Source organism: Pontibacter diazotrophicus (genome assembly GCF_003367245.1).
Classification (GTDB): domain Bacteria; phylum Bacteroidota; class Bacteroidia; order Cytophagales; family Hymenobacteraceae; genus Pontibacter; species Pontibacter diazotrophicus.
Genome location: NZ_QRGR01000005.1, coordinates 63261 through 86926, shown reverse-complemented (window position 1 = coordinate 86926; position 23666 = coordinate 63261). Strand labels below are relative to the sequence as shown.

The following is a 23666-nucleotide window of genomic DNA, read 5'->3' as shown; positions in this document are numbered from 1 at the left end:
ATCAAAATAATTCCAGATCCCCCATTGTAAAGGACCAATTGTTTATATCACTAACTAAAGCCAGTAAATCTTTATCGTTTACTTCACGAATAGTAAGCTCCGGTGCAAATTTCTTCATCGAAAACATCCTGTACCGTACTCTTTCCCAGTACGTAATAGGGTCTTTAGATACAAGACTGATGAAAGGAGTGCCCAGGTGGCCGGCCAACCTGTGGCTGGCGCTCATCAGCATCTGCCGCTTCGGGTTGCCACTCAGCCATAGGGCATCACTGATTCTTAACTCGTAAAAGTACTTCCTGAACTTTAAGTGAAAGAACAGCAGCACTTCCCCCTCCTTTGTTTCATACCTGTAAGCGCCATAAGGTAGTTCAGGTATAGACTGGTAGCGCCATTTATAGTAAGCAAGGGAATGGTTGACGTGAATCCGGTCCTGCTTTACATCTACTCTGTAAGAAGCAGGCAGGTTATTTAAATCAAGTTGCTGCAGGTACTGGTGGTATGTGTCGAAGCGCTGCCGGGCTTTAGAAGAGTAACGCAAAGCGACACTTCCTATTATATTCGGCTTGCCCAGCACCTGCCAGCCCATTTTCAGATAGCCTGGCTTTGATTGATCATTGGGGGTATTATAGATGAAGCAGGAAGGCTCGCTTTCCTTTAACTCTGCCACTAGTTGCTTCGTGAGCCTGGAGAAAATGCCTTTGCCTCTGTAGTCCGGGTGCGTGCCTGTATCAACAGCTCTGAAAGCAGGTAATATCCGCCCCTGGTACTGCCATTGCCAACGCATAAAAGCGCGCAAGCCTACCAGTTTATCTCCGTCAAAAGCCAGCAGCACCGGCGACACCCCGAATGGATTGTCGATGTGTTTCCATCGCCAGAAGCTTTCGGTAGGAGCGCCGTGCTCAGCACCTAATGAGAGCTCAAACAACTCAATGATGGCGGGCAAATCCTGCTCATTGGCTACTCTGACTGTATACTCTATCCGTTTCTTTGCTATATGCTCCATGTGTTAAAAATTGATGATAGATAGCCTCCAGTTCCTGCACCATTTTCTTCATACTAAATTGCTGTTCAATCCGCTTACGGGCGTTGGAAGCTATTTCCAATCTTCTCTCTTTATCCTGTATAAGCGCTTCTACCTGCTCCTGCAGCGCTGCCACATCGCCGGCAGGGCTTAAGAGTCCTGAAATGCCATCTTCCACTACTTCCGGAATGCCCCCCACATCTGTAGCGACAGGTGCACAGGCCATACTCATGGCTTCCAGCAGGGCAATAGGTAAGCCTTCATAGTCAGAGGTCATCAGGTAGATGTCCGTCATATCAAAATAGGGCATGACATTATGTTGCAGTCCTTCAAAATGTATCCTGCCCGTAAGGCCTGCCTGCTTCGCCTGTTCCTCCACTTCAGCTCGTTCAGGCCCATCCCCTATCAGCACGAAACTCACCTTCTCGTGGCGCGCAGCAATACCGGCAGCCACTCGCACAAAATTGTCCAGCCTTTTCTGCTTACGGAATACAGCCACTGTGGCTACAACAACATGATCTTCCGGTATACCTAGCCGCTGGCGCAGGTCAGCGGCACTGTCACCCCGCCTGAAGGATGCGGTATCTACACCGTTCAGGACTAACTGCAACTTTTCAGGTGCCACCACCTGCCTCGACGCTTGCTCGGCATCTGCGGATACGGCTATCGTTAGGTCACTCAGCGGCAAGGTTAACCGGCTCATTAGCTTTGTGAGGATATGGTAGCTTGAGAAATTGTTATGCTCTGTGTAGATAACCGGAACACCGGCTAATTTGGCTGCAACTCTCCCGGCAATGCCCGCCCAGGCCAGGTGGCAGTGCACCAGCTTTATGTTATGGTTGCGGATGTAGTTGACAAGGGCCGGGACTTTTAGGGCGATTTCGATATTGTTGGAGGCCGCCAGACAGGTAACTTTGCCACCATTGCGCTCAATAGGTTTTACTACCTGGTCCTTCCAGGGGAGAAAGTAGATGTAATGAAACTCATATTTATCCTTGTCATGATAATTGAGCGTTTCCGGCAACAGCATTTCTGCGCCACCCCTACCCAGCGACTTTATGATATGCAATATTTTTACCTTTTCCTGCATGCGGATCAATGGTTTTGCCTAACTTTTTGGTTATCCCGTGGACGGTTCCGCGTAAGAACCATTTTATTTTTTCAAGTTTGTTGTCTTCTCTTAGTATAATAGCCCCCAACAGCTTTACCCAACTTCGCACTAGCTTAAAAGCTCTCAGTGCGGTGCGCTCTTTCACATACAGGCGCATGTACAGCATATTCCGGACTTCGTAATAATAGCCCCACGCTCTTTTTTTCCTGGACTTGGTTGTAAAGTGTACGACCTTTGCCTTGGGCACAAATTTGATTTTGCAGCCCAGCTGATCCCGGATACGGTGTTGAATGTATTCGGTGTCTTCGCTCCAGTAAAACAACTCTTTAATGGGTAAACCCGCCTGCCTGGTAATACCTATCGGCAACAGAAACCCGGACCAACCCGGGTAAGTAATGGACTTGAGATCTTTTGTTCTGATATAGGGGTAGAATATGCTGTGCTCCTCTCTGGCCCCAAGCAAATGCTCCAGGCAATCGGCAGCAGGAAAAACATCATCATCCATTAACCATAAATAGTCATAGTCCTGCTTTTCAAGGAAATACTTTATCGCTTCATGAAAGCCTCCGGCCGGCCCCGTGTTATCATCTAAATGGATTTGTGCAAGATCTTGTGTCAGCAAAAACTCTTTTGTCCCGTCATCAGAGTTGTTGTTTACAACTAAAACATCGAAATTCTTATAAGTCTGATTTGAGATTTTCTGCAAACAAATTTGTAAGTATTTAAGCCTGTTAAAGGTTACGACTGCTACCCCAATCTTATCCATATATCTTTTTTATTTCTTGACCTGGCCTCCTTTTAGTAAATCCTGGTACAGTTGAATAAAGGAAAGTGCAATTCCTTCATTCATGTATTCTTCATTCACTTGCTGATACGCATTCATGACAACTTTAGCTGTTTTTTCGCTGTTGCCTATAACTTCCACTATAGCTTCGGCAAAGCCTCTTTCATCGCCAGGCTCCAGCAACCAGCCTGTTTTACCGGGGGCAACCACTTCTCCAATTCCGCCTACTTTATATGCTACTACCGGCGTCTGGTAAAGCATGGCCTCCAGAATAACACCTGGCAAGCCTTCTATAATGCTGGGCAGCAACAGTGCCTGCCCATGCGCTATATAGTCCAGGGGGTTCTGCACAAATCCGGTGAAATGCACCCGTTCCTTTAGTCTCATCTCTTTTACCAGAGCTTCCGTTTCTGTCCGTAGCGGCCCGTCCCCCACCAGCAACAGGTGTGCATCCGGCAAGCGTTCCAGGGCTGCTTTGAAAATGCGGAGGAGCCCACGGTGATTTTTCTCGAAAGAGAAGCCTCCGACATGCACCAGGTTAATTTGCTCAGGAGGGCCAGCCGGAAAAGGATTACTGACAGCGCCTTTTTTTTCCAGACCTATTGGAATAACCTTAGCTCTGGCAGACAGGGATGGAAAAAGACGGACTAAGTCCTGCCTGGAGAACTCACTAACTGAAGCGACCGCATCAGTCTGACGGAACAGGAACCCTGTATACGCTTTCTGGAGCGGCTTCTTAAGATACGAACTTAAGGTACTTGCGTTACGGAAAACGAGTGGTTGCCGCCACCGAAAAAACAGTTTTGAGAAGACAGCATACTTTAAGGTATCGCCTGCATTCGCCTGTACAATGTCAGGCTGTTCGGCTGCTATTTTAGTCGCCAAAGCTTTCCATCCTGCTATGTCACAAAGGCTGGCTTTAGGGTTTGCGTTGATAGAATGATAAGTGCGGTTGAATTTGGCGGCATCCATACTTTCATAGATGGCCAGCAATTCGGAGCGGTGCCCCTGTAACGCGAGGTTATCTGATAGTTGTGCTGCAAAAATCTCAGCCCCCCGTGGTTGTGGTTTATGAATTAACTGAAGGACTTTCATTTAGATTTGAATTATTACCTCTTTATTTTCAGTCGAAAAAATTCGGAATAACAAATCGAGGTGGTTTTTCATGTTAGCATTTGTATTGTTTAGCGGATAAGCCTTTGTGCAGCGGCAGTGCCTGGAGCTGGTTATCGAAGCATGGCAGCCTTCAACAGGTATACCCGACAGGCGGGCTATACTCCGCAGGAAAGGCTCTGATAACTCTTTATCCCTGCAAAGAGACCTGTTGTGCCTCCGGAGTTTCTCCGCTTACAAGGCTCAGAACGTAACTGACTGCATAAGGATACGAAAGTTCCTCGGGCGTATTATGAGACTTTATATAATCATCTTTATACTCCAGATAATCAGGCTCCAGTTTTAAGTCAATGCTTTGCAGATTTACCTCATCGATGTTGATGACAGGGGCGTTCAGTGCTTTAGATAATACCTTTATAGGATTTCTTATTTTCTCAATAGTCTCGAACCCGTTACTTGTCAGCAGCACGAGGGGCTTGTTATAAATAGCAGCGAAGTTTACGGCTGTGCTGTAGTGGCTGATAACTAAAGCGGCATGCCTTACAAGAAGTAAACTCTTGCCTACTATAAACTTCTTGCCGTTGAATTTTTCGGCATAACCGGGACGCTTATCGGCTTCCGGATGACCGGCAATAATAACGGGCTTGCCCAACTTTTCGGAAATAGCATCCAATACCTTGTTCAGGTTTTCATAATAATCATCTACATTCATTTTCTCCCTTAAGTTATTTTTGAAGTCAGGATGATAAAAGATCATCTGATCCAGAAAAACAACAGCATCCTGTAAAGATGGGTCTACCGAGATATCCTTATTCAGGAGGTGAATATTATAATCGTCAGCATGCGTCACGATCACCCTGTTTTTCGGAAAGTCAGGGGGCACCTGCTTTACGTTCGACACCATCAGGTAATCTGGTTCATAGCTTCTCATTCCTACTGCAGCACCGTACTTGCGGATTACTTTTTGAGCGACATAAAGAAAAGCATTATGAAATGGCCTGTACAACTTGAAAAAGAAGATGTTCCCAATTAAGGCTTTGAGTGGGTGTATCTGCCTGCTGCTACCCATGGGAAGGCTCTTGGTTATTCTTCCAATCCAGATCAGGTCATTCCGAGACTTCAGGATTTTGTAGAGGACAGGATAGAAATGGAGCAAGCCTAACATGGAGAAAAAGATGGAATTCGCTTCCAGTTTTCTGACCCTGTCTTTTAACTCCTGAAAGCTGCTGATAATGATGGCATATTCCTCTATGGCGGGAGCATGCAAAACCAAATTATCACTCACACCAAACAGACTGCCCAGGTGCCATATTTCAACTTCATGCCCCGCATCCCGCAGCTGGTTGATTTGATACGTTTCAACCATGCTATTGCGAAATAGGCGTAATTCCAGAAAAACAATTTTACTCATATAAATGCTTTGCAGCTTCGTAAGTTGAGGGGTTTCAGAGCACTGACAGATTGTGAAGCGTTGTCTCACTTAATAAACGTGCTCATAAAAACTTTAATACTTACTTGAGCACTTGGTGTAGGGTTTCAGTGGCAGCGGTTCAACTGTGCTTCTTTTCACTTTGCAGCTGGTTTATCAGGCATTGCACCACCTCTTATCACAGTTCCTATAATAGCATACTCATTTCAGTTGAAGTTGGCCACCACATTACCCCCAAGCCCCGCACAAGCATGCGGCTTATCAGCCACTTATTTTTGGGTCAGCTCCCCAGTATAGGTACTCGTGTAGAAATAGTTTACCACAGCTGTAACCTTTTTGCCGTTTTTGCCTACTGTATAACTGCAGCAATGAGGACAATAGATTTGGACTTCCAATTCTAACAAACCGCTGCTATAACTTTCTCATACTATCATACTTTTTAAAGCACGACCAAATTTTTAATCTGTGCATGCCGATTGTTAGCAAGGAAACCTCAAGAAAAATCAAAAGTAACTTTACTATGAAAGGTTCAATAAAGGACGTTATCGAAAATGATTATTGTATAGGGTGTGGCATATGCGCTTTTCATAATAAGAATGCTTTTAGTGTTCAGTTAGACAAATACGGTATGCTGAAAGCTAATATGTCAGAAAACGAAATCTCTGATGAAAAACTGACAGAGGCCAGTGAGTTATGTCCCTTTAGCGATTACATTCAAAATGAGGATAGCATTAGTGAAAAGATATTTAAAAATGTAGAAAACAAAGATCCTTATTTGGGAAAATACATTCAAAACTATGTAGGCTATGTAAAAGAGGGAGATTACAGAAAAAAAGGGAGCAGTGGGGGCATGGGGAAATGGCTTTTGAATCAGCTATTAATAAATGATGAGATTGACTATGCTATACAAGTAGTGAATGAAAAAGTCAAAGGGAAACTTTATACCTATCAGGTTTTTACTAAAAATGATGATATGCTTAAGGGTGCCAAATCTGCTTATTACCCTATTTCCTTAGAGGACACCTTAAACTTTATTATAAATAATGAAGGTAGATATGCAGTTACCACTGTTCCATGTTTCAGTAAAGCTTTAAGAAATTTTGCAGAAAAAAATTCAATTTTAAAAGAGAGGGTTAAGTTCACTATCGGTATAATATGTGGGCACCTAAAATCAACAGGATATGCAGAGAGTTTTGCATGGCAGTTAGGAGTGGAACCTCAAAATCTGCAGGGTATTGAATTCAGAGATAAGATTCCTGGGAAAAAGGCCAATGAAAAAGGTGTTTTTGCAGTGGATGTCCACAACAAGAAGACGGAAGTGGTATCTTCAAAAGCTCTTGTGGGAGGTAACTGGGGTCATAATATGTTTAAATATAAAGCCTGCGATTATTGTGATGATATCGTTGGGGAAACCACTGATGTTTCAATTGGAGACGCGTGGTTAAAAGAAATGATGGATGATGATCAGGGTAATAACGTTGTGGTGGTACGAAATAGCCTCATCGAAAAAATTATCGCTAAAGGGATTAGCGAAGGGAAGCTTCACTTAGAAACAGTAAGTCCTGATGTGATCAATATGTCGCAGGCGGGCGGTATACGTCATAGAAGGGAAGGATTAGCCTACAGACTCAAACAAAAATCTAAAAAAGGACTGTGGGCTCCTGAGAAAAGGGTAGATATGAATCTGAAAATCCCAAAGTCCAGAGAAAAAATCTATAAAGTAAGAGAGGAGGTAAGAGATGCTTCTCATGAAATATTTTTGGAAGCCAAACGCAAAAATGATTTAAATTATTTTAAAGAAAATATTCTAAAAGAGACAAAAAAATTCCATCCTTCTTCTATGAGCGCAAAAATTCTGCAGAAGATCAAAGTCAAAATCGTTAAACTTATCAAATGATCATAGAATTGAAAGGTATGGGTGTTCCTAATAAAGGAGCACACCTCATGCTAATCAGTACAACAGTAGTTCAAATACAAAGATGTAACACTTGCCATCTCTTGCGATTTGCATGGTAAATCATATAAATAAATTGCGCAGTACAAGTGGTTCAAGGATGTGCTAACCGAATAAGTGGGAACGGCAACTCACCCTATAAAAGGATTGCAGCGTAAAAGGCTTGTATTTTTATGCTGAATTTTATAAACTCACCCCTTATCGAAGATCTGTATACTGGTTTCTTAATCAGAATATTCTCTGGGATATTATCAGCAAAGCTATTTTAGCAGCAAGCCAGCCTCCAAGTCCTTGTAATCCTCAGCCCTTAGATTACTTTATTATTGATGATCCGGATTTACTGAAAGATGTAGTCAAAATTCCAATGGGGATAAAGGGTTATGAAAAAGAGATGTTGATTGTCATTGTAGGCAACCTAGATGCCCATTTTGATAAAACAGATAGACATGTAAAACATATAGATGCATCACTAGCCAATATGACGATGATGCTTGCATTGGAAACCTTAAGCCTAAGCATTTGCTCAATTAATGGGCCTGATATGGAAGGCTTAAAAAGAAAAATGGAAAAGGTTTTAGATTTGAAAAACACCAACGTCCTCTCATGTACATGGCAGTGGGTTACTCCGATTCCGAAGGAATGGTTGCTTTTTCAGAAAAGAGAAATATAGATCAATTAAGAAGAAATAATCTGACGAATTCATGAAAATTCAAATCGACGGTACCGAGAGGAAAAATAAAGGTGCTGAGTTAATGTTGTATGCTATTCTTGGTGAGGTAGAAAATAGATTCCCCAATTCCACCGTCTATTATAACAACTCAGAGGGGAGTATAGAAACAATAGATACAACACTGGATTTAAGACATCGCTTTTTGTTAAAGCACGGTCGCTATCCCAGGGCAATATTCAGGCGGCTTAAAATGGATATTCCTATTTTCGATAGGTATTATGCGGATCCGCAGATTAATATAGTACTAGATGCCAGTGGCTTTCGGTGGGGTGATCAGTGGAAATATAAAGATGAGTATTTCCAAAGATTTAGAAATTATTACCAGGGGTTGAAAAGTAATGGTACTAAGATTATCTTATTACCTCAAGCATTTGGACCTTTTCAAACAACACATGGGAAAAAGATAATAGATATCTTAAATGACTACGCTGATTTGGTAGTTGCCAGGGAAGAAATATCATACAACTATTTAGTTGACGCAGGTCTTGATAAAGACAAGACGATGATATGTACTGATTTCAGTTTAACCGTTAAAGGTGAGGTCCCACAAGATTTTAAAGTCGTTAATGGCATTTGTGTAATTCCTAATTCTCAAATGATTAACCACACAGCAACCTCCAGCGATCAATATATTTCCTTTCTACACAAAATTATTCAGAAGAGTCGATCTTTAGGTTATACGCCCTTTTTATTAAATCACGAGGGAAAAAGAGATCTCAAATTATGCCATGCCGTCAATCAGAGTTTAGATTCCCCTGTACAAATTTTTTCAGATTTAGATTCTAAACAACTAAAAGGTGTTATCTCTGCGTCATTTGCTGTAATTTCATCCCGCTACCACGGCGTTGCAAGTGCTTTAAATCAAAATATCCCTTGTCTGGCTACAAGTTGGAGCCATAAATATTCTGAACTGTTTAAGGATTTTGGACTAGAGGATAGAGTAGTGAAGGTTACTGAATCAGAAAAAATATTAGAGTCAAGGCTTAATGAACTCTTGGATACTGAATCAAACAGAAAAATGAGGAATCATTTGATAGAGAGAAAACCAGAACTCTCCAATCAAGTTGGGACAATGTGGGAAAAAGTATTTTCTTTACTATAATTTGTAACATTGCTTTTCAAAAAAGCAAAGGCAAAAGACCACTGGCGTCCCGGTTACTCCCTTCATGCCAAAAGAATGGCACAAGTAAGGTCTTTTTTGTTGTCTTCTAAACGGGAACGACTATGGCCAGGCAGTTAGAACAGGTAAAGCAGAAGGGTGTTGACAGGGCAGAGTGGCAGCGGCTTTATGCCTGCCACCAGCAGGAGTACGAGCGCGAGCACCTCAGGGCGATAAAAGCAGCCATGGCGCACACCAGCCTGCGTGGCCTGCGCGTACCTCTTGACTGCAGCCCCACCACGTTCTCGGACCGGTTTTACATGCAACTGCCACTGGGCCATTTGCCGCTTCACCCAGGAGCAGAAGCGGCAAATGGCCCAGTGGCTGGAGAAAAAGCCTCCAGTGAACTAACTATGCAATTCCATTATTATTCTGCTTGAAAATCTGGATGGCTTCTAACTTGCTCTACCAAAAGACTATTTATTCCAGAAGTATGGTTTTCTCTAACTTTCTTTTTTAAAAGCTCCCATTTTTTATGCCTCACAACTACTAATACAGGAATGTATTCGAGTTGAAGGGCTTTAGCCAGCGCCAGCCTGTTGTTGCCTGTACAGTTATTATAAATAAGCTCTCCGTTTCTACCAATGTTTACTGTAATTTCGTGGTAGGTATCTTGGCTTCTTTTATCATTTTCCAGGGTATTATTCTGCGTCCGAAAGCCGTTTGTTCTTATATCATGGCACAAGTTGTCTATATAGTCCAGCCTTTTGCTTTTAAACTCCTCCAAGGTCCGGCATCCATACATTATACCTCCTTTCTCTAACACGCCTACTCCTTGCTCGAAAACCGCAGTATCTTCCCAGTTTGCCCCTTCGTTGAATCGCTTGTTATACGATTCAAACATCATGTCCACATCGTATGGTTTTTTCTTCAGGTCCCAATCACCACCCAAAATACGGCCAGTGTTTCGTTTCGGATCAAAAGCCCCTCTTTCCAGGTCATATAAATGCAGAGCCTCCTTCTTTATGTTTGCAAAAATATCCTTGTCCGTTCGCTTGGAAGGTAGCAATCGCATACTGATAGCTGCAGGATTTACCTTTATTAATCGATAGGGTTCTTTAACAGTGTCATAAAAAAATATATTTGCCAGATCCGCAAAATAATATGACAGTCGCTTTCTTGCATATTTGGCAACTCCTTTCAAATATCTGATATTAACCATGAAGAGTTTGATGATTCATATAAAAAATTTAGAGCCTGTTTAATTATAGCTTCTGCAGCAGTGCCTTTTACAAGTTATTCATCTCAACCATTTTCTTAAACCTGTTAGAGGTTTCCTTCAGATCATCAAAGCTTCCCTCGTTTTCCACAACCCCATGTTTCAGATACACTATTCTGTCGGCATCTTTAACAGTGGACAAACGGTGTGCAATAATGACAATCGTATAATTCCCTTTTAGTTGGTCGATGTTTTCCTGTATGCTCTTCTCTGTTTCCGAATCCAGGGCAGAGGTGGCTTCGTCCATAAACAGGAAATCAACCTCTTTATACAGCTCCCGGGCAATAGATAAACGCTGCTTCTGACCGCCGCTTACCATGATGCCATTGTTGCCGAGAGGCGCGTTTTCCTTTTCAGGCAGGCTATTGACAAAGTCTTCGATAGAGGCCAGCTTCAGGGCCTTATGAAAGCGAGCTATGTTATCTGGTGTGGGCTCATCCCAGAACGTAATGTTATTGAAGATGGTATCATTGAAAATCACAGGCTCCTGTGTTATATACCCTATGCGCTGCTGGTACGAGCGCACATCGAAGGAAGAGATTTCTTTTCCATCTATCAGGAATGTCCCTTTGTCGGATTGAAGCAAGCCGCTGAGTACATTCATTAAGGTGGTTTTTCCGGAGCCACTCTCTCCTACCAGCGCTACAGTTTCATTTTTCCTGATAGTAAGCGAAATTCCCTTCAACACATGCATCGTGTCGTAGGAGAAGTTGAGGTTCCTTATTTCAATCTGCTCATGAAAACCTTCAAACTTCTTCGCTCCGGGTACCTCCTGGTGCTGCGCCAGTTCTTCTGTAAACTCCGATAAATTATCGAGAGAGCCTGATACACCCAGAAAAGAATTCCAGTAGTTTTGAACGGACATCAGGAAATTCAGCGCCCGGTAAAAGAAAAGCAAACTCAGGATAATCAGGCCCAGGCTTTCTCCAAGAAAGTTTACCTGCACCAGTATCACCACTACCACCACCAGAATTACCATTGGCTCCCGCACAGCAGACAGGGCAGCAGACAAGGTGCCTATTCTACGCTGTATTACCTCTATACTGGTGATTGATTTTTTTAACTTCTGCCCAAACTCACTAATAAGCCCGGATGCTTTCAGGTATTTGAAGTTGGCCACCATCTGAATGAGCAAACCCTGAAAAGCGTGTGTCTTGGTGGTGTATTTTTTTGAAAGCTGCTTTGTCTTTTTGTAGAAGTAATTGAAGAAGAAATTTGTAAGCACCCCTCCAATAGCTACAAAAAGGGCAAACTGGGCATTGGCCATCAGCGCGAAGCACATGTATACCAGCACCATAACGCCATACTGATAAGTCTTAAAATAAGCCCGGTATGCCTGGTTTACCCGGTCAACTTCACCGCTAAAGGTATTCTGAATTTTTCCGGAGTCGCTGTTAACAAACTCCGTATAGCGGTACCCCGATAGCAGGTTGATGTTTGAAAAACGAATCTGCCGTATAAAGCGCTGCTGCAGCACAACTTTGTAGAGTCCCTCCAGGAACTTCATTACTCCCTTCAGCGAAAAAAACAGCAGCATAACCAGCAGCACGGTCTGCAGGTTGAGCGTAAAGCCCATCGACCGGAGTCCATCAATCAGGAAAGACAGGTTTCCCATCTGTTCCGAGTCCACTTCAGCGTTCCTGCTGTCTACCATCTGGAGCAGGGGCAGAAACATGGCCAGGCCAAAGCCATCCAATACACCTACCATGATGCTTAGCCCAAAGGAGATAAATATCCTGTTGCCTAAATGGTTATAGAAGTAGGCAAAATTCTCAAAGTATTTATTTATTATGTTATTAGATTTACCCACGCTCTTCTTTAGAAATAACTAATTCAACAAGACTGAAATCCAACTCATCATCAATATCTATTGAAGCCATTTTATCCATTACGTATTTCTGCCTATTCAACTGAGTCAGTCCTTTCTGTTTTAACTTATCTACATTGATGATGTAGATGGCACCATTCAATTCATATACTTTAGGACAGTCCTGCCTTCTGGTGAAATGTCCTTCTTTGGATTTACGAAGTATTCCTTCTTCATCTTCCTCCACTAATACATAATACGGGTTTGCATCTGTTTCCTTTACAGAAACAATCATTTCAGTATCAGGCGTAATAGTGTTCAGTGCCTCCTGAATGTGCTGGCCTGTTCTTAGAGGAGAAGTAGGCTGTAGTATAACAACATAATCATAGTTTACTCCCTGGCTTTCATAAAACTGAATAGCATGAATCAAAACCTGCTCCGTAGTGGCCGTATCCGTTGCCAGTTCCTGGGGCCGCATGAAAGGCACCGGAATACCGGCGTCCCGTACAACCGCTGCAATGGCCTCATCATCTGTTGATACGCAGATATGCTCCGGGGAGCTTACGGCTTTGGCTGCGTCCAGGGTATACGAGAGCAACGGCCTGCCGTAAAGAGGCTTAATGTTTTTACCGGGCAGTCCCTTGGAGCCGCCACGCGCTGTGATTAAAAAAAGAAAGTCCATCTAAAATTTAATATGCTTGATGTCTTCCTGTGCTTTTTTAAAGTCTTCGGGCTTACCAATGTCTAGCCAGTATCCCCGCAGCGGGTAAGAGTTAACCTTAAAGCCTTTTTCGATAAGCAGCTCCATGAGATCTGTCGTATCGTAGAAGCTATCTTTAGGGATATACTTCAGCACCTCTCTCTTGATCAGGTATATTCCTCCGTTAGAGTAATATGTATAGGTAGGCTTTTCCTTAAAGCTTTTGATAGTTGTCTCCTCTGTTTCCAGAACGGCATACGGTATATTGACAGTATAGGGTATGGAAACCACGGATATGGCCGCGTCTTTTGCTTTAAAGTCCAGGTAGAAGTCTTCGTAGTCTAGGTTGGTGAGCAGGTCAGAATTGGAAACCAATACACAGTCGTGCTGGAAGTCTTCTACTTTGCCTACTGCTCCCAATGTTCCCAAGGGCTCATCTTCCCATACATATTGAACGTTCACATACTTGGAGCTACCATCCCCAAAATGTTCTTCCAACTGCTCCCCCAGGTAGCGAACAGACAACCAAATATCGTCAATACCGAAGCTGATCAGCCTGTCCATGTTATGCTCAATAATAGGCTTGTCTCCTACTTTTAGCAGGGGCTTTGGCACATTATCCGTTAGAGGTCTTAGTCTTGACCCTCTGCCGCCGGCCATTAGTACGGCATCAACAGGCAAATAGGACTTTAAAAACCTGAAGTTGATAACATTCACAATTCTGCCTTCCTGGCAGAGCACAGGAATAATCTTTAGTTGATTTTTCCTGTAGTTGATAACCTCCTCAATAGTATAGGCACCTTTTTGAATGAATTTGGGATTTGGCTGAATAAACTCATCAACAACATCATCTAAAGAAAGGCCTCTTAAGAAACCTCTTCTCACATCGCCATCTGTTAAAGAGCCGACGAGCTTTTCATCACTGTCTACAACAAATAAAATGGCGTCGGCAGCCAGTTTGTCTAACTGTGCCAGCGCCTGTTTTATAGGAGATTTACTTTTGATAATGTGTCTGTGGTAGTCATTCATATTATTTATCAATATATTTAACAAGTTGAAAAGCCTCGGCATGTTTTACGCCGACACTTGCCCCTCTGTAATGTGCAAGTGCTTTAATGTTTTCTAAAGAACGCGGAAATGGGTGCTCCCCCACTTCTGATGCATACACCTTCATGATGTTCAACTTCTGCTCCAGGTAATCAGAAATATCTACGTAATAATTCGGCAGAAAGGCTTTTTCAGGAAGAGCAGGCGCAAATTCTGTTTCAGAAATGCACTCGTACATCAGCACCTGCTTTACATACGGGTATCTGAAAGACTTGGTGCAGGCCATAACCGCATCAAAAATAAACCTGTGGTCTGAGTGGGCATCGGATCTGTTGAGGCAGTAGATAACTTCCGGCTCCACCTCCTGAAAAACAGAGGAAATCTCTGGTATCATCTTTATCAGGCTGGAGCTTGATAAAGTCATGGTAGGGTAATCTAACTTAAATGTTTTAGTTATACCCAAGCGTTCCGCAACTTCTTCAATCTCCTGCTGGCGGCTTCGGACCCTTTCCTCCGTAAATCCGTCTTTCTCGAATATGTTGGTTACTATTAGCCAATATACAGCATCACCCTGGGCTTTATGTTTTAAAATGGTTCCTCCAACACCCAGCACTTCATCGTCAGGATGCGCGGCAACTACGAGTACGTTTTTTCTCATATCAGATATTCTCCGATCTCTATATCTTCAGTTAAATCAAATTCAGTTAAGCGAATGGCGGTATCACCTGTTTTTACCAAAAGGCTGCCATCTTTCTTTTCAATCACTTTCCCCGGCTCAATATTTTTTTCAACTGCAGTAGCAACTGTCTCACATTTCCAGACTTTGTACTCGCCGCCCTTATACATAAAATGGGCGCCTACATATGGTCTGGTAAGCCCTCTGACAAGGTTTCTGATATTTTCGCTACTCATCCGCCAGTCAATTTCACCATCTTTCCTGCCGCGCTTTCTCCAGGAGTTTCCCTCCTCTTCCTGTGGAATTCTGGGATATTCCCCTGCCTGAAGCTGCGGCACAAATTCCTCTATTTGTTTTAAAGCCAGATTAACCAGCTTGCTATACAGTGTACCGGCATCATCGTCAGGTGCTATTTCCAATGCTTTCTGGTTCAGGATGTCGCCTGTGTCTGCTCCCTCGTCCATGAAAAAGAAGGTAGAACCTGTTTTATCCAGGCCTAACACCAAAGCCCAGATAATGGGGTGCCGCCCTTTATTCTGCGGTATAAGCGCAGGATGGTAACCAACTACTCCCATGGGAGCAAGAGATAGGATATCGGCTTTAAGTAAGCTCGACCATCCAAAACAAAACAGAACATCAGGGCTTCGCTCTTGTATCCAGGCAATATTGTTCGGGTGGTTTATGTCTCGCACCAGTTTATACGGAATCTCCTTCTCCTCGCAAACTTCCTCCAGGCTCACAAAATCAGCATTAAAGTCTGATTTAGCTTTGGTGATTACACCCACCACGTTCACCTTCAACTCCAGTAGTTTGAGCAGCGCCTTCTTCGAAAATTCTACGGTACCTATAAAAACAACCTTCATTTCAGATCAAAAAACTTTTTCTTTAACAGATTTTCTATGTCAGTCTCTTTGAGAACCTTAACTATCTCTTTGGAGGCATTCTTTTCACCATAGGGGTTTTTCATTTCTCTCAATGACGCAGTAAAACCTGTTGAATAAGCTTTTTCAAAGGCCTCTTTAATTGACGAATAGTCAGGGTCGCAGGAGATAACGCTGGAAGCTTTTATTCGCCCCCGCTGCCGATCACCTATATCAATGGTGGGTATCCTGAAACTCGGAACCTCTATTAAACCGCTTGATGAATTGCCTGCAACCACATCCACATGCTGCAGGGCAGATAAGTACCTTAACTGCCCCAAAGAGATAAAAGCGATGCTTTTGTTTGCATGCGCTTTCACATATTCATCGATGAGATGTATGATTACTCTACCATCCGTGTCGGCATTAGGTTTCGTAAAAATGATATGCGTTTCTTCCAACTCATCAAGGGCGCGGAGCAAATCCTTAAACTGGTGTTCAGCGGTGGCATTCTCTAAGGTGACAGGGTGAAAGGTTACCAACACATTTTTCTTCCCTAGCTTAAAGTCGATGCTTTCCTCAAAGCTTTGCTTATCAAGAAGTTTTAGCCTGTTGATGTTTTCGATACCAAGTGCCCCGACATTATGAACATTCGCCGGCTGCTCCCCAAGCTGCATCACCCGCCTGCTGTACTCCTCGGTAGCCGTAAAATGCACATGCGACATTTTAGTGATGGAATGCCGGATAGGTTCATCAATAAGACCTTCAGTGGCTTCGCCACCGTGGCAATGGGCAATAGGGATCTTTGAAATCATGGCTGCTGTGGCAGCTGCGAATATTTCAAAGCGGTCGCCCAGAATCAGGATAAGATCAGGTTTGAGTTCAGCAAAAGCCTCAGAAAAGGAGATCACGCCTAAACCAATGCTTTTAGATACACCAACAGAGGAGTCGGAAGACAACAGTACTTCAACTTTCTTGTCTATCTGGAATCCATCTTTCTCTATCTGCTTATAGGTATTCCCAAATTCAGGAGACAGGTGCATGCCGGTCACGCACAGTTGCAGGTTTATGCTCGGTTCTTCTTTAAGTTCTTTCAGTGTCCAGTACAGCAGGCCATACTCTGCCCTGGTGCCGGTCACGACACATATTTTCTTCATGAAAAGTCATTATGTTCTACAGGATCTCCTTCATTCACCTCTTTTTTAAGCGTTTTTCCCAGGAGATCGTCAATTCGCATAGGGCTGATGCCGGTGGCAGGCCGCTTTGCTATGAAATGAGACTCCTCTAATACAGTACCGGCAGGTATAGCCCCACTATAAAACAAGCTTTTTCTAACCATCGGCTTGTTCTTCTTCTCAGAAGGGCTAGGCTTTTTTCTACCGTCTCCGCTCAAAGCAAGTTCGATATTCCGGATAGACTGCACCATGGCCTTCAACTCTGCAGGCTCCAGGGAGGCTTTATGATCGGGCCCGGGCAAGTTTTTGTCCAGGGTAAAGTGTTTTTCGATGATAGTGGCTCCCAGAGCAACAGCAGCTACAGGTACCTCTATGCCCATGGTGTGGTCAGAGTAGCCTACATTAATTTTAAAAGCATCGCGTATGGTCAGCATAGCCTTCAGATTCACATCCTCTATAGGGGTCGGATATTCTGTATTGCAATGAAGCACCGTTATGTCCTCCCGTTGCAGCCCTGCTTCTTCCAGCACTTCAAGCGCCTCGTCGATTTCTTTCAAAGACGCCATGCCCGTAGATAACACCACAGGCTTTCCTTTACCTGCGACGTGCTTCAGGTAAGGTTTATTGGTGATTTCACCAGAAGGAATTTTAAAAAAATCCAAACCCAGCTCGTCAAGAAAATTAATACTATCATGTTCGAAGCCTGTTGAGAGAAACTTGATTCCCTTCTGGTTGGCATACTCCTGCAGCTCATAATGGTGCTGCTCCGACAGTTCCAGCCTTTTTAACATGCCATACTGAGAATCGTCGCTCTGCCCGGCCTGGTTCTTCACCTGGTACTCGGCTTGTTTTGCTGATTTGCTAACCAACTTATCGGCTTTAAACGTCTGGAACTTCACATAGTCCGCTCCTGCCTCTGCCGCTACATTTATCAACTGCTTTGCCAAAGCCATGTCACCGTTATGGTTTACACCGGCTTCAGCTATAATAATGGTTTTGCTCATTTACGTATCTCTTTAGCTGGGTTTCCTACCCATGTCTGATTGTCGGGAATGTCTTTTAATACCACAGCACCAGCACCCACCACCACATTACGCCCGATACTGACTCCTTGTTTTACAACTGCATTCGCGCCGATGAAAGCATCTTCGCCAACGGTTACATTGCCAGCCAGCACAGCACCGGGGGCTATATGCGCAAAATCGCCGATGCTGCACTCGTGCTCCACAATGCAGCCTGTGTTGAGGATAACGCCTGCCCCTACCGAGGCCAAAGGATTAACCTTCGCGCCAGCAGCCACCAGGGTACCTGCCCCTACCGTAGCCATACCAGACACCATAGCGGACGGGTGAATGACCGGAGTACAGGTTACTCCCTGGCTCTTCAGAAAGTGCATGATTTTTTTTCTGATGTTGTTCTCTCCTACTCCTACAAACCCTGAAATTCCGTTTGCCTTCAGAGGGGTTAGAGCATCTTTATCCTGCTCGTAGCCTAAATAGGTGATACCATATGGGTCAGCGTGGGCTTTCTCTTTTTCATAGTACCCTATCAGCTCATCTCCGTTTAGCCTTATAGCATCCGCTACTACATACGCATGGCTCGAATACCCGAACAAGGCAATTTTCTTCATACTTATAGTCTCACGCTGCTCGGAATGTTCACCAGCCTATCTTCCACCCACTGGCTTACTTCTATATTGTGGTGCTGGCAATTTTCAAACATGGGCAGTTTGTGCATCAGGGTCCATGCCGGGCGTGTCATTACACCGTTACTGTTTGTCTCTGATAAAAACGTATCCCGTTCTTCCCTGTTCTCCAGCAACAGGGCATTCAGCCAGTAGTTCGCTTTAGCATCCTTTCCCTCTTCACAAAGTGTTATACCCTCCACCTCGCTGAAGAATTGTTTGTAGGTTTCTGCCAATTCCCGTTTGTTTTCCACATAAGCAGCGAGTTGCTCTAACTGGGCACAGGCCAGGGCCGCATTCAGGTTAGGCATACGGTAGTTATAGCCAATGTGGTCATGGTTAAACTCCCAGGCATGAGGCACTTTTGCCTGTGTGGTCAGGTGCTTGGCAAATTTTGCCAGTTCCTCATTGTCTGTCACAATGGCGCCACCGCCGCCAGCGGTCACTGTCTTGTTACCGTTGAAGCTGAAGGTACCCATAAGCCCGAAAGCGCCCGTGTGTATCCCTTTATAATAGCTACCTAAAGACTCTGCGGCATCTTCTATCAACGGAATGTTCCACTCTGCGCAGATAGCGGCTATGCGGTCTATTTCGCAGGGAAAGCCATACGTATGCATGGGCACACAGGCGGCTATCCGGTTGCCCGTTCTGGAGTTCGTAGTTCCATCTGCGCCCTTCTGCCCATACTCCTGTAAAAAGGCCTCTAACTTATCTGCCGATAGGCCTAGGGTTTTCCTGTCAATGTCCAAGAAGACAGGCTTTGCGCCTATATAACTAATGGCATTGGCCGTAGCGATAAAGGTCAGGTCCTGCGACAGCACTTCGTCCCCTTGCTTTACCCCTGCCACTACTAGTGCCATATGCAAGGCAGAAGTGCCATTTACAGTTGCCACTGCATATTTTGCTCCTGTAAGGTCCTGCATCATCTCCTCAAACTTATTCACATAAGCGCCTACTGAAGAAACAAAGGTAGAATCGATGGCATCTGCTACATACTTCTTCTCGTTCCCCAAAAACCTGGGCTCATGTAAAGGGATGAAATCTTTGTTCGGGAAAAGAGACTTAATGAAATCAATCGTTTTCTTATTTGTCATCCTTCCCTTCTGCTAAAGCCAACTTATAGTTACCATACTTCTCCTTTTCAGATTTAGCATCAGAATAAAATCCCGCTTTTAAGGCATCTACCAACTCCTTGATTCCATCGGATACAGTAAAGCTGGGTTCAAATCCTAAACGTTCTTTTACCTTATTAAAGGAGACTTTATAGTTTCGTGGATCACTACCATTCTGCCCGTACTTCACTTTTCCATCCGGAACAAATTTCAGTATTTCATCCACAATCATCTTTTTGGTAAAGTTGTTTACATCTCCACCTGCATTGAATACCTCAAAATTCACTTTGTCTTTATCAGCTTCTAATACAAGTTCTATTAGCCTTGCAAAATCGCGCACATGGCAGTAAGGCCTCCAGGTATGCTCATCATATACCAGCAACTCTTCTCCCTGGAAAATATCTTTTGTAAATTCGCTGACACTTAAATCAAATCTCATTCTGGGAGAGACGCCAAACGCAGTTGCAAACCTTAATACAACACCTGTAAAGTCGCTTTCACCTTTTAGAGACAAGAGTGTCTGCTCTGCTCCCACCTTTGCCTTTGCATACAGCGACAGTGGATTTAGCTCAAAGTTTTCGTCAGCTAACTCGTTATCTTTAATCAGACCATAGTTAGAGCACGTCGATACAAAAATTAATTTGTCAAGGCCTTTACCGTTAAAGTAGTGTATACAGTCTGTAATGCCTTCATCATTGATTTCTTCCGATGCCTGAGGATATTTCTTTGTGATAGGATCTCCTACCAAACCAGCCAAAAGCACCACATCGGTAACACCTTTAGAGGCTTCTTCCAGGTCTTTCTGGTTTCTGAGATCCCCGTAAAAAAACGTAAAATTCGGATCTCCTATATAGGGCTGAACTGCAAATTGGTTTTCGTAGATAAAGTTATCTAGCACTTTTACACTATAGCCTTGCTTTAGTAAGTGAGATGTTAAGACAGTACCTACATACCCGGCACCTCCAACTATTAAAATACTTTTCATTTTTTTTAGTTTATTAATACAATTACATTCTTTTGGCTATCATACCACTTGTATGATATATTTACTTCATGTACTTGGCCTATCAGGAGCCCTGATATCCTCAAAGGATTTATCTCCGGGATTTTCAATAGATACAGCTGTACTTGTTATAAGCATAAGTTTGCATTTTCATATACTATACAAATGCTATTTTTAAAGGTCCTACGGTGATACTTTGTTCATTGTTCCTTCTACAGTTGATGCTTATCCTTTCTTCCTGAATAACTGGAGCACAATCATGAGAAGACATCGTCGGTTGTACATTCTAACCTGACGCAGCAGTCTTTACCTTTTTATAAAAACGAAGCGTCTCTTCGTTGATCTTCTCCAGCCTAAACTTTTTGTTGAAATTCTTCAGACTGTTTTCGCTCATATTTTTCCGCAATGCCGGCTCCTGAGTCACCTTGGTTATTTGCTCCGCCAGTGCGGCCGCATCAGTTGCGGGAAACATCAATGCATTTTCTCCATCGTTCACCACCTCATGTAATACAGGAATGTCAGAGCATACGACAGGAAGTGCCGCCGCCTGTGCTTCAATCAGGGAGCCGCCTAAGCCTTCATACAAAGAGGGGAATACGAAAACATCTGAAGCAGCCAATAGCTCCGGCACATCATGGCGGTGCCCCAGCCAATGGATATGCTGATTCAGGGCAGGATGTTTCTCCAGAAAAGCGTCTATATCGGAAGAGGCATTACCCCTTCTCCCGCAGAACACCATGGCGACTTTATTCCAGACAGCAGCGTTTTCAGCATGAATTTGCTGCAGGGCTTTCAGTAAGTAAATATGCCCTTTCTGAAACTCCTGCCTGCCCACGTGGATCAGCCACACCTTGTCCTGGTGAATACCCAACTCTGCGCTAAACTTCATCCGGCTCACTGTGCTTGTGTCCAGATGGTCATTTCCACTCCGGCCACGGTATATAACCGACAATCGCTCCCTGGGCACTCCCAACTCGCGCTGGTAATGTTTCTCTACTTCGCGCGTAATAGCAATGGAATGATCTACCCCTCTGGACCGGGAAAAATAATCGATATATTTATATACATAGAAGCCAGCTTTGCTTACCCTGGGATCCTGTAGCCTGATGGGGTCATAAGTGCAGTTCACCAGACTTTCTACATGGTAAAAGGACGCAAACATTTTGGCCAGCCTCACGCGTAAGTTTGACCTTATCAGGGTAGAATGCACGACAGTCGGCTTATATGCCTTGATGATAGCAGCAATCTCTCTGCTGTTACGCAGGAAGCTTCCCTTCTTTAAGAATATCACCGGAAAACCTTCGCCTAAAATCTCTTGCTCAATGCCCTCTTTGCGATGCTCCAGCACCACAATACTCAGGTCCACACCCTGCGACCGCAGGTAGTACCATAGGTTTGCATTCGAACGCTCTGCTCCACCTGTACCAAGGCTATCCTGTACAAAAAGTATCTTCATGCCTTTATCAGGTAACCGTATTGTTCTAAATAAGGGAGAGCAGCTTTGTTTATCAAATTGATATCATCGTTAGAGAGAGTTTGCAGGCTCTTCTTATTCATGTTCCGGATGCTGCTCTCCACATTATGAACAGAAAAGACTTCGTTCTTGAAGCTGTTCCGGAAGGGGTCAACACCTATAAAATCTGTTATTTCCCGCAGCACAGCATCCGGCTCGTCTGTGAATTCCTCGTACGTGATCTCATAGAAGTTTTTTGCCTTTGCTTTTGTCTGCTCCACTAGCTCCAGGCTTCTGGCCCATTGCTGTGCACAGAGTTCTATAGGGTAACGGTCCTCCTTACCGAACAGCGGGTTTCCTTCCATAATGGCAGCTTTTCGATGTATTCCCTCCGCCACGGCATAGCCGTTTCTGACTAAATGCACGAAATACACATCCTTAAAATAGTTGTTAAAGAATTCTATGCGGGTGGTGTTGGCAATTGATTTTTCGAGCAGCACGGGTTTGTTCAGATCATAAAAATGAGACCAGTGCCTTTTCACTCTTCTGGCTACTTCCGGGGCCTCCGCTTCCTTGATTCTCATTTCATCTTCACAGGCATGCCACATGCGTCGCCAGGCAAAATCCTCGGGGCGCCGGAGTTTGTCTGTGAGCACTACCCCTTCGTCCAGCAGAGAGCTCATGGCAGGGTGTGTGGAGAGCACTTGCTCTAAAAGCGTGGTGCCCGAATTGTAACAGCCTATTACAAAGACCCATTTCTTGTTCTGGATGTTGCTCCCGGTTATGTCAAGAAAAGACATGAGCGCCTTGTTCTTTCTTAAACGCCCGACAAGTCGATGAAAAAGTGGTTTATCTGCCATTAAGTATGTTGAAAATTTTCTTGCGAACTGGCAATATCTTCGTATGCCACCCGCTTAATATGAAGCGTAGCTTATTTACACTTGTTTGATCCGTTACGCTTAACCTGGATATGCGGTAGGGGTTATAGTCTTTGCCCGTCAGCTTATGGTCAAAGAGGAAAGCAGCCTGTATTCCTTCCTCTTTCGCTATCCTCTCTGTAAAAGCGCTGTAATTACCATTGGGGTACGCAAACAGCTCATACCCGTTTAGCTGCCGATCCTCAAAAAATTGCTTTGATTTTCTGAACTCCTCCCGCAGCTCTTCTTCGGTGCACTGGTCGAACATGGGGTGCGTGTGCGAATGATTCGCTATGGTAACACCCGCCGCCTGCATCTCCTGTAGTTGCGCAGTGGTTAGCTGCACCTGCTCCAGTGGGGGCTTGTTGCTATTATCACGCAGCTGCTGTATATAGTCCAGCCTTTTGTGGTTAGGCCAGTTCTTTACCTCCCATACCTTTTTCTCCCCTTCTTCTGCTCCCAGAAGATAGACTATTTCATCCCACCAGAAAGGTATTTTTGTATCAATCAGCCCTGTGATGATGAACAGGATGGCAGGCATGTTGTACTTTTTAAGCAGCGGGAACATGTAGTGATAAAATGAAATATCACCATCATCCACTGTAATCAGAATATCTTTTCCCTGATAAACATCAAAGTGTTCAGAAAGGTGATTCTGCGCATTTATTTTATGATAGGTAACTATCTTTTTATTTGCTATCAGGTCGTTCAT

23 protein-coding genes are annotated in these 23666 nt (G+C 43.9%); 4 read left to right on the top strand and 19 right to left on the bottom strand.

Annotation, left to right across the window (positions count from 1 at the left end; translation table 11 throughout):
• Position 1: 1 nt before the first annotated feature.
• The 5 genes from DXT99_RS05550 to DXT99_RS05530 form a co-directional block, all read right to left on the bottom strand.
• Positions 2 to 1003 carry a GNAT family N-acetyltransferase gene (locus DXT99_RS05550; RefSeq protein ID WP_115564547.1) on the bottom strand — a complete coding sequence of 334 codons (1002 nt, stop codon included), beginning with the start codon at positions 1001 to 1003 and terminating at the stop codon, positions 2 to 4.
• Entirely contained in the window at positions 951 to 2111 is a 1161-nt protein-coding gene (locus DXT99_RS05545) for a glycosyltransferase (protein ID WP_115564546.1), read from the bottom strand. Before DXT99_RS05545 ends, DXT99_RS05550 begins: the two co-directional genes overlap by 53 nt.
• Positions 2065 to 2898, bottom strand: a complete 834-nt coding sequence (locus DXT99_RS05540; protein ID WP_115564545.1) for a glycosyltransferase — start codon at positions 2896 to 2898, stop codon at positions 2065 to 2067. Before DXT99_RS05540 ends, DXT99_RS05545 begins: the two co-directional genes overlap by 47 nt.
• A gap of 9 nt (positions 2899 to 2907) precedes the next feature.
• Entirely contained in the window at positions 2908 to 4011 is a 1104-nt protein-coding gene (locus tag DXT99_RS05535) for a glycosyltransferase (protein WP_115564544.1), read from the bottom strand.
• Between the two features lie 208 nt (positions 4012 to 4219).
• Entirely contained in the window at positions 4220 to 5395 is a 1176-nt protein-coding gene (locus tag DXT99_RS05530) for a hypothetical protein (protein WP_147294172.1), read from the bottom strand.
• Between the two features lie 583 nt (positions 5396 to 5978).
• On the opposite strand from DXT99_RS05530, the gene DXT99_RS05525 reads away from it, so the two are divergent.
• From DXT99_RS05525 to DXT99_RS05510, 4 genes are all read left to right on the top strand, one after another.
• Entirely contained in the window at positions 5979 to 7355 is a 1377-nt protein-coding gene (locus tag DXT99_RS05525; RefSeq protein WP_181885037.1) for a Coenzyme F420 hydrogenase/dehydrogenase, beta subunit C-terminal domain, read from the top strand.
• A gap of 220 nt (positions 7356 to 7575) precedes the next feature.
• On the top strand, positions 7576 to 8082 hold the full coding sequence (locus DXT99_RS05520; protein WP_115564541.1) for a nitroreductase family protein: 507 nt from the start codon (positions 7576 to 7578) through the stop codon (positions 8080 to 8082).
• A gap of 31 nt (positions 8083 to 8113) precedes the next feature.
• A complete protein-coding gene (locus tag DXT99_RS05515; protein ID WP_115564540.1) occupies positions 8114 to 9244 on the top strand; it encodes a polysaccharide pyruvyl transferase family protein in 1131 nt (376 codons plus the stop codon).
• A 122-nt stretch (positions 9245 to 9366) separates the two neighbouring features.
• A complete protein-coding gene (locus tag DXT99_RS05510; protein WP_115564539.1) occupies positions 9367 to 9681 on the top strand; it encodes a hypothetical protein in 315 nt (104 codons plus the stop codon).
• Here the strand turns inward: DXT99_RS05510 and DXT99_RS05505 are convergent.
• The 14 genes from DXT99_RS05505 to DXT99_RS05440 form a co-directional block, all read right to left on the bottom strand.
• Positions 9669 to 10463 carry a hypothetical protein gene (locus DXT99_RS05505; protein ID WP_115564538.1) on the bottom strand — a complete coding sequence of 265 codons (795 nt, stop codon included), beginning with the start codon at positions 10461 to 10463 and terminating at the stop codon, positions 9669 to 9671. The two genes, DXT99_RS05510 and DXT99_RS05505, sit on opposite strands and share 13 nt — an antisense overlap.
• Before the next feature lie 67 nt (positions 10464 to 10530).
• Complete coding sequence (locus tag DXT99_RS05500) at positions 10531 to 12330, bottom strand: ABC transporter ATP-binding protein (protein ID WP_115564537.1); 1800 nt, start codon at positions 12328 to 12330, stop codon at positions 10531 to 10533.
• Positions 12323 to 13009: an acylneuraminate cytidylyltransferase family protein gene (locus DXT99_RS05495; RefSeq protein ID WP_115564536.1), complete on the bottom strand. Its 687-nt coding sequence runs from the start codon at positions 13007 to 13009 to the stop codon at positions 12323 to 12325. The genes DXT99_RS05500 and DXT99_RS05495 overlap by 8 nt, the downstream gene beginning before the upstream one ends.
• Entirely contained in the window at positions 13010 to 14056 is a 1047-nt protein-coding gene (locus DXT99_RS05490; RefSeq protein WP_115564535.1) for a nucleotidyltransferase family protein, read from the bottom strand.
• Between the two features lies 1 nt (position 14057).
• Positions 14058 to 14732 (bottom strand): PIG-L deacetylase family protein, encoded by a 675-nt coding sequence (locus DXT99_RS05485; RefSeq protein ID WP_115564534.1) that lies wholly within the window; start codon positions 14730 to 14732, stop codon positions 14058 to 14060.
• Complete coding sequence (locus DXT99_RS05480; RefSeq protein WP_115564533.1) at positions 14729 to 15613, bottom strand: formyltransferase family protein; 885 nt, start codon at positions 15611 to 15613, stop codon at positions 14729 to 14731. Before DXT99_RS05480 ends, DXT99_RS05485 begins: the two co-directional genes overlap by 4 nt.
• Complete coding sequence (gene neuC / locus DXT99_RS05475) at positions 15610 to 16767, bottom strand: UDP-N-acetylglucosamine 2-epimerase (protein ID WP_115564532.1); 1158 nt, start codon at positions 16765 to 16767, stop codon at positions 15610 to 15612. The genes DXT99_RS05480 and neuC overlap by 4 nt, the downstream gene beginning before the upstream one ends.
• Positions 16764 to 17789, bottom strand: coding sequence for an N-acetylneuraminate synthase (gene neuB / locus DXT99_RS05470; protein WP_115564531.1), 1026 nt, complete (start codon positions 17787 to 17789; stop codon positions 16764 to 16766). The genes neuC and neuB overlap by 4 nt, the downstream gene beginning before the upstream one ends.
• Positions 17786 to 18415, bottom strand: a complete 630-nt coding sequence (locus tag DXT99_RS05465) for an acetyltransferase (protein ID WP_115564530.1) — start codon at positions 18413 to 18415, stop codon at positions 17786 to 17788. The genes neuB and DXT99_RS05465 overlap by 4 nt, the downstream gene beginning before the upstream one ends.
• 2 nt (positions 18416 to 18417) lie before the next feature.
• Positions 18418 to 19563 carry a LegC family aminotransferase gene (locus tag DXT99_RS05460; protein ID WP_115564529.1) on the bottom strand — a complete coding sequence of 382 codons (1146 nt, stop codon included), beginning with the start codon at positions 19561 to 19563 and terminating at the stop codon, positions 18418 to 18420.
• Positions 19553 to 20566, bottom strand: coding sequence for an NAD-dependent epimerase/dehydratase family protein (locus tag DXT99_RS05455; RefSeq protein WP_115564528.1), 1014 nt, complete (start codon positions 20564 to 20566; stop codon positions 19553 to 19555). Before DXT99_RS05455 ends, DXT99_RS05460 begins: the two co-directional genes overlap by 11 nt.
• A 304-nt stretch (positions 20567 to 20870) precedes the next feature.
• Positions 20871 to 22040, bottom strand: coding sequence for a glycosyltransferase family 4 protein (locus DXT99_RS05450; RefSeq protein WP_115564527.1), 1170 nt, complete (start codon positions 22038 to 22040; stop codon positions 20871 to 20873).
• A complete protein-coding gene (locus DXT99_RS05445) occupies positions 22037 to 22897 on the bottom strand; it encodes a sulfotransferase family protein (protein WP_115564526.1) in 861 nt (286 codons plus the stop codon). The genes DXT99_RS05450 and DXT99_RS05445 overlap by 4 nt, the downstream gene beginning before the upstream one ends.
• A complete protein-coding gene (locus tag DXT99_RS05440) occupies positions 22887 to 23666 on the bottom strand; it encodes a polysaccharide deacetylase family protein (protein WP_115564525.1) in 780 nt (259 codons plus the stop codon). Before DXT99_RS05440 ends, DXT99_RS05445 begins: the two co-directional genes overlap by 11 nt.

Coding starts and splice junctions, on each gene's coding strand:
- DXT99_RS05550 (WP_115564547.1), bottom strand. CDS start 1,003: ATGGAGCATATAGCAAAGAAACGGATAGAGTATACAGTCAGAGTAGCC.
- DXT99_RS05545 (WP_115564546.1), bottom strand. CDS start 2,111: ATGCAGGAAAAGGTAAAAATATTGCATATCATAAAGTCGCTGGGTAGG.
- DXT99_RS05540 (WP_115564545.1), bottom strand. CDS start 2,898: ATGGATAAGATTGGGGTAGCAGTCGTAACCTTTAACAGGCTTAAATAC.
- DXT99_RS05535 (WP_115564544.1), bottom strand. CDS start 4,011: ATGAAAGTCCTTCAGTTAATTCATAAACCACAACCACGGGGGGCTGAG.
- DXT99_RS05530 (WP_147294172.1), bottom strand. CDS start 5,395: ATGGTTGAAACGTATCAAATCAACCAGCTGCGGGATGCGGGGCATGAA.
- DXT99_RS05525 (WP_181885037.1), top strand. CDS start 5,979: ATGAAAGGTTCAATAAAGGACGTTATCGAAAATGATTATTGTATAGGG.
- DXT99_RS05515 (WP_115564540.1), top strand. CDS start 8,114: ATGAAAATTCAAATCGACGGTACCGAGAGGAAAAATAAAGGTGCTGAG.
- DXT99_RS05510 (WP_115564539.1), top strand. CDS start 9,367: ATGGCCAGGCAGTTAGAACAGGTAAAGCAGAAGGGTGTTGACAGGGCA.
- DXT99_RS05505 (WP_115564538.1), bottom strand. CDS start 10,463: ATGGTTAATATCAGATATTTGAAAGGAGTTGCCAAATATGCAAGAAAG.
- DXT99_RS05495 (WP_115564536.1), bottom strand. CDS start 13,009: ATGGACTTTCTTTTTTTAATCACAGCGCGTGGCGGCTCCAAGGGACTG.
- DXT99_RS05490 (WP_115564535.1), bottom strand. CDS start 14,056: ATGAATGACTACCACAGACACATTATCAAAAGTAAATCTCCTATAAAA.
- DXT99_RS05485 (WP_115564534.1), bottom strand. CDS start 14,732: ATGAGAAAAAACGTACTCGTAGTTGCCGCGCATCCTGACGATGAAGTG.
- DXT99_RS05480 (WP_115564533.1), bottom strand. CDS start 15,613: ATGAAGGTTGTTTTTATAGGTACCGTAGAATTTTCGAAGAAGGCGCTG.
- neuC (WP_115564532.1), bottom strand. CDS start 16,767: ATGAAGAAAATATGTGTCGTGACCGGCACCAGGGCAGAGTATGGCCTG.
- neuB (WP_115564531.1), bottom strand. CDS start 17,789: ATGAGCAAAACCATTATTATAGCTGAAGCCGGTGTAAACCATAACGGT.
- DXT99_RS05465 (WP_115564530.1), bottom strand. CDS start 18,415: ATGAAGAAAATTGCCTTGTTCGGGTATTCGAGCCATGCGTATGTAGTA.
- DXT99_RS05460 (WP_115564529.1), bottom strand. CDS start 19,563: ATGACAAATAAGAAAACGATTGATTTCATTAAGTCTCTTTTCCCGAAC.
- DXT99_RS05455 (WP_115564528.1), bottom strand. CDS start 20,566: ATGAAAAGTATTTTAATAGTTGGAGGTGCCGGGTATGTAGGTACTGTC.
- DXT99_RS05450 (WP_115564527.1), bottom strand. CDS start 22,040: ATGAAGATACTTTTTGTACAGGATAGCCTTGGTACAGGTGGAGCAGAG.
- DXT99_RS05445 (WP_115564526.1), bottom strand. CDS start 22,897: ATGGCAGATAAACCACTTTTTCATCGACTTGTCGGGCGTTTAAGAAAG.
- DXT99_RS05440 (WP_115564525.1), bottom strand. CDS start 23,666: ATGAACGACCTGATAGCAAATAAAAAGATAGTTACCTATCATAAAATA.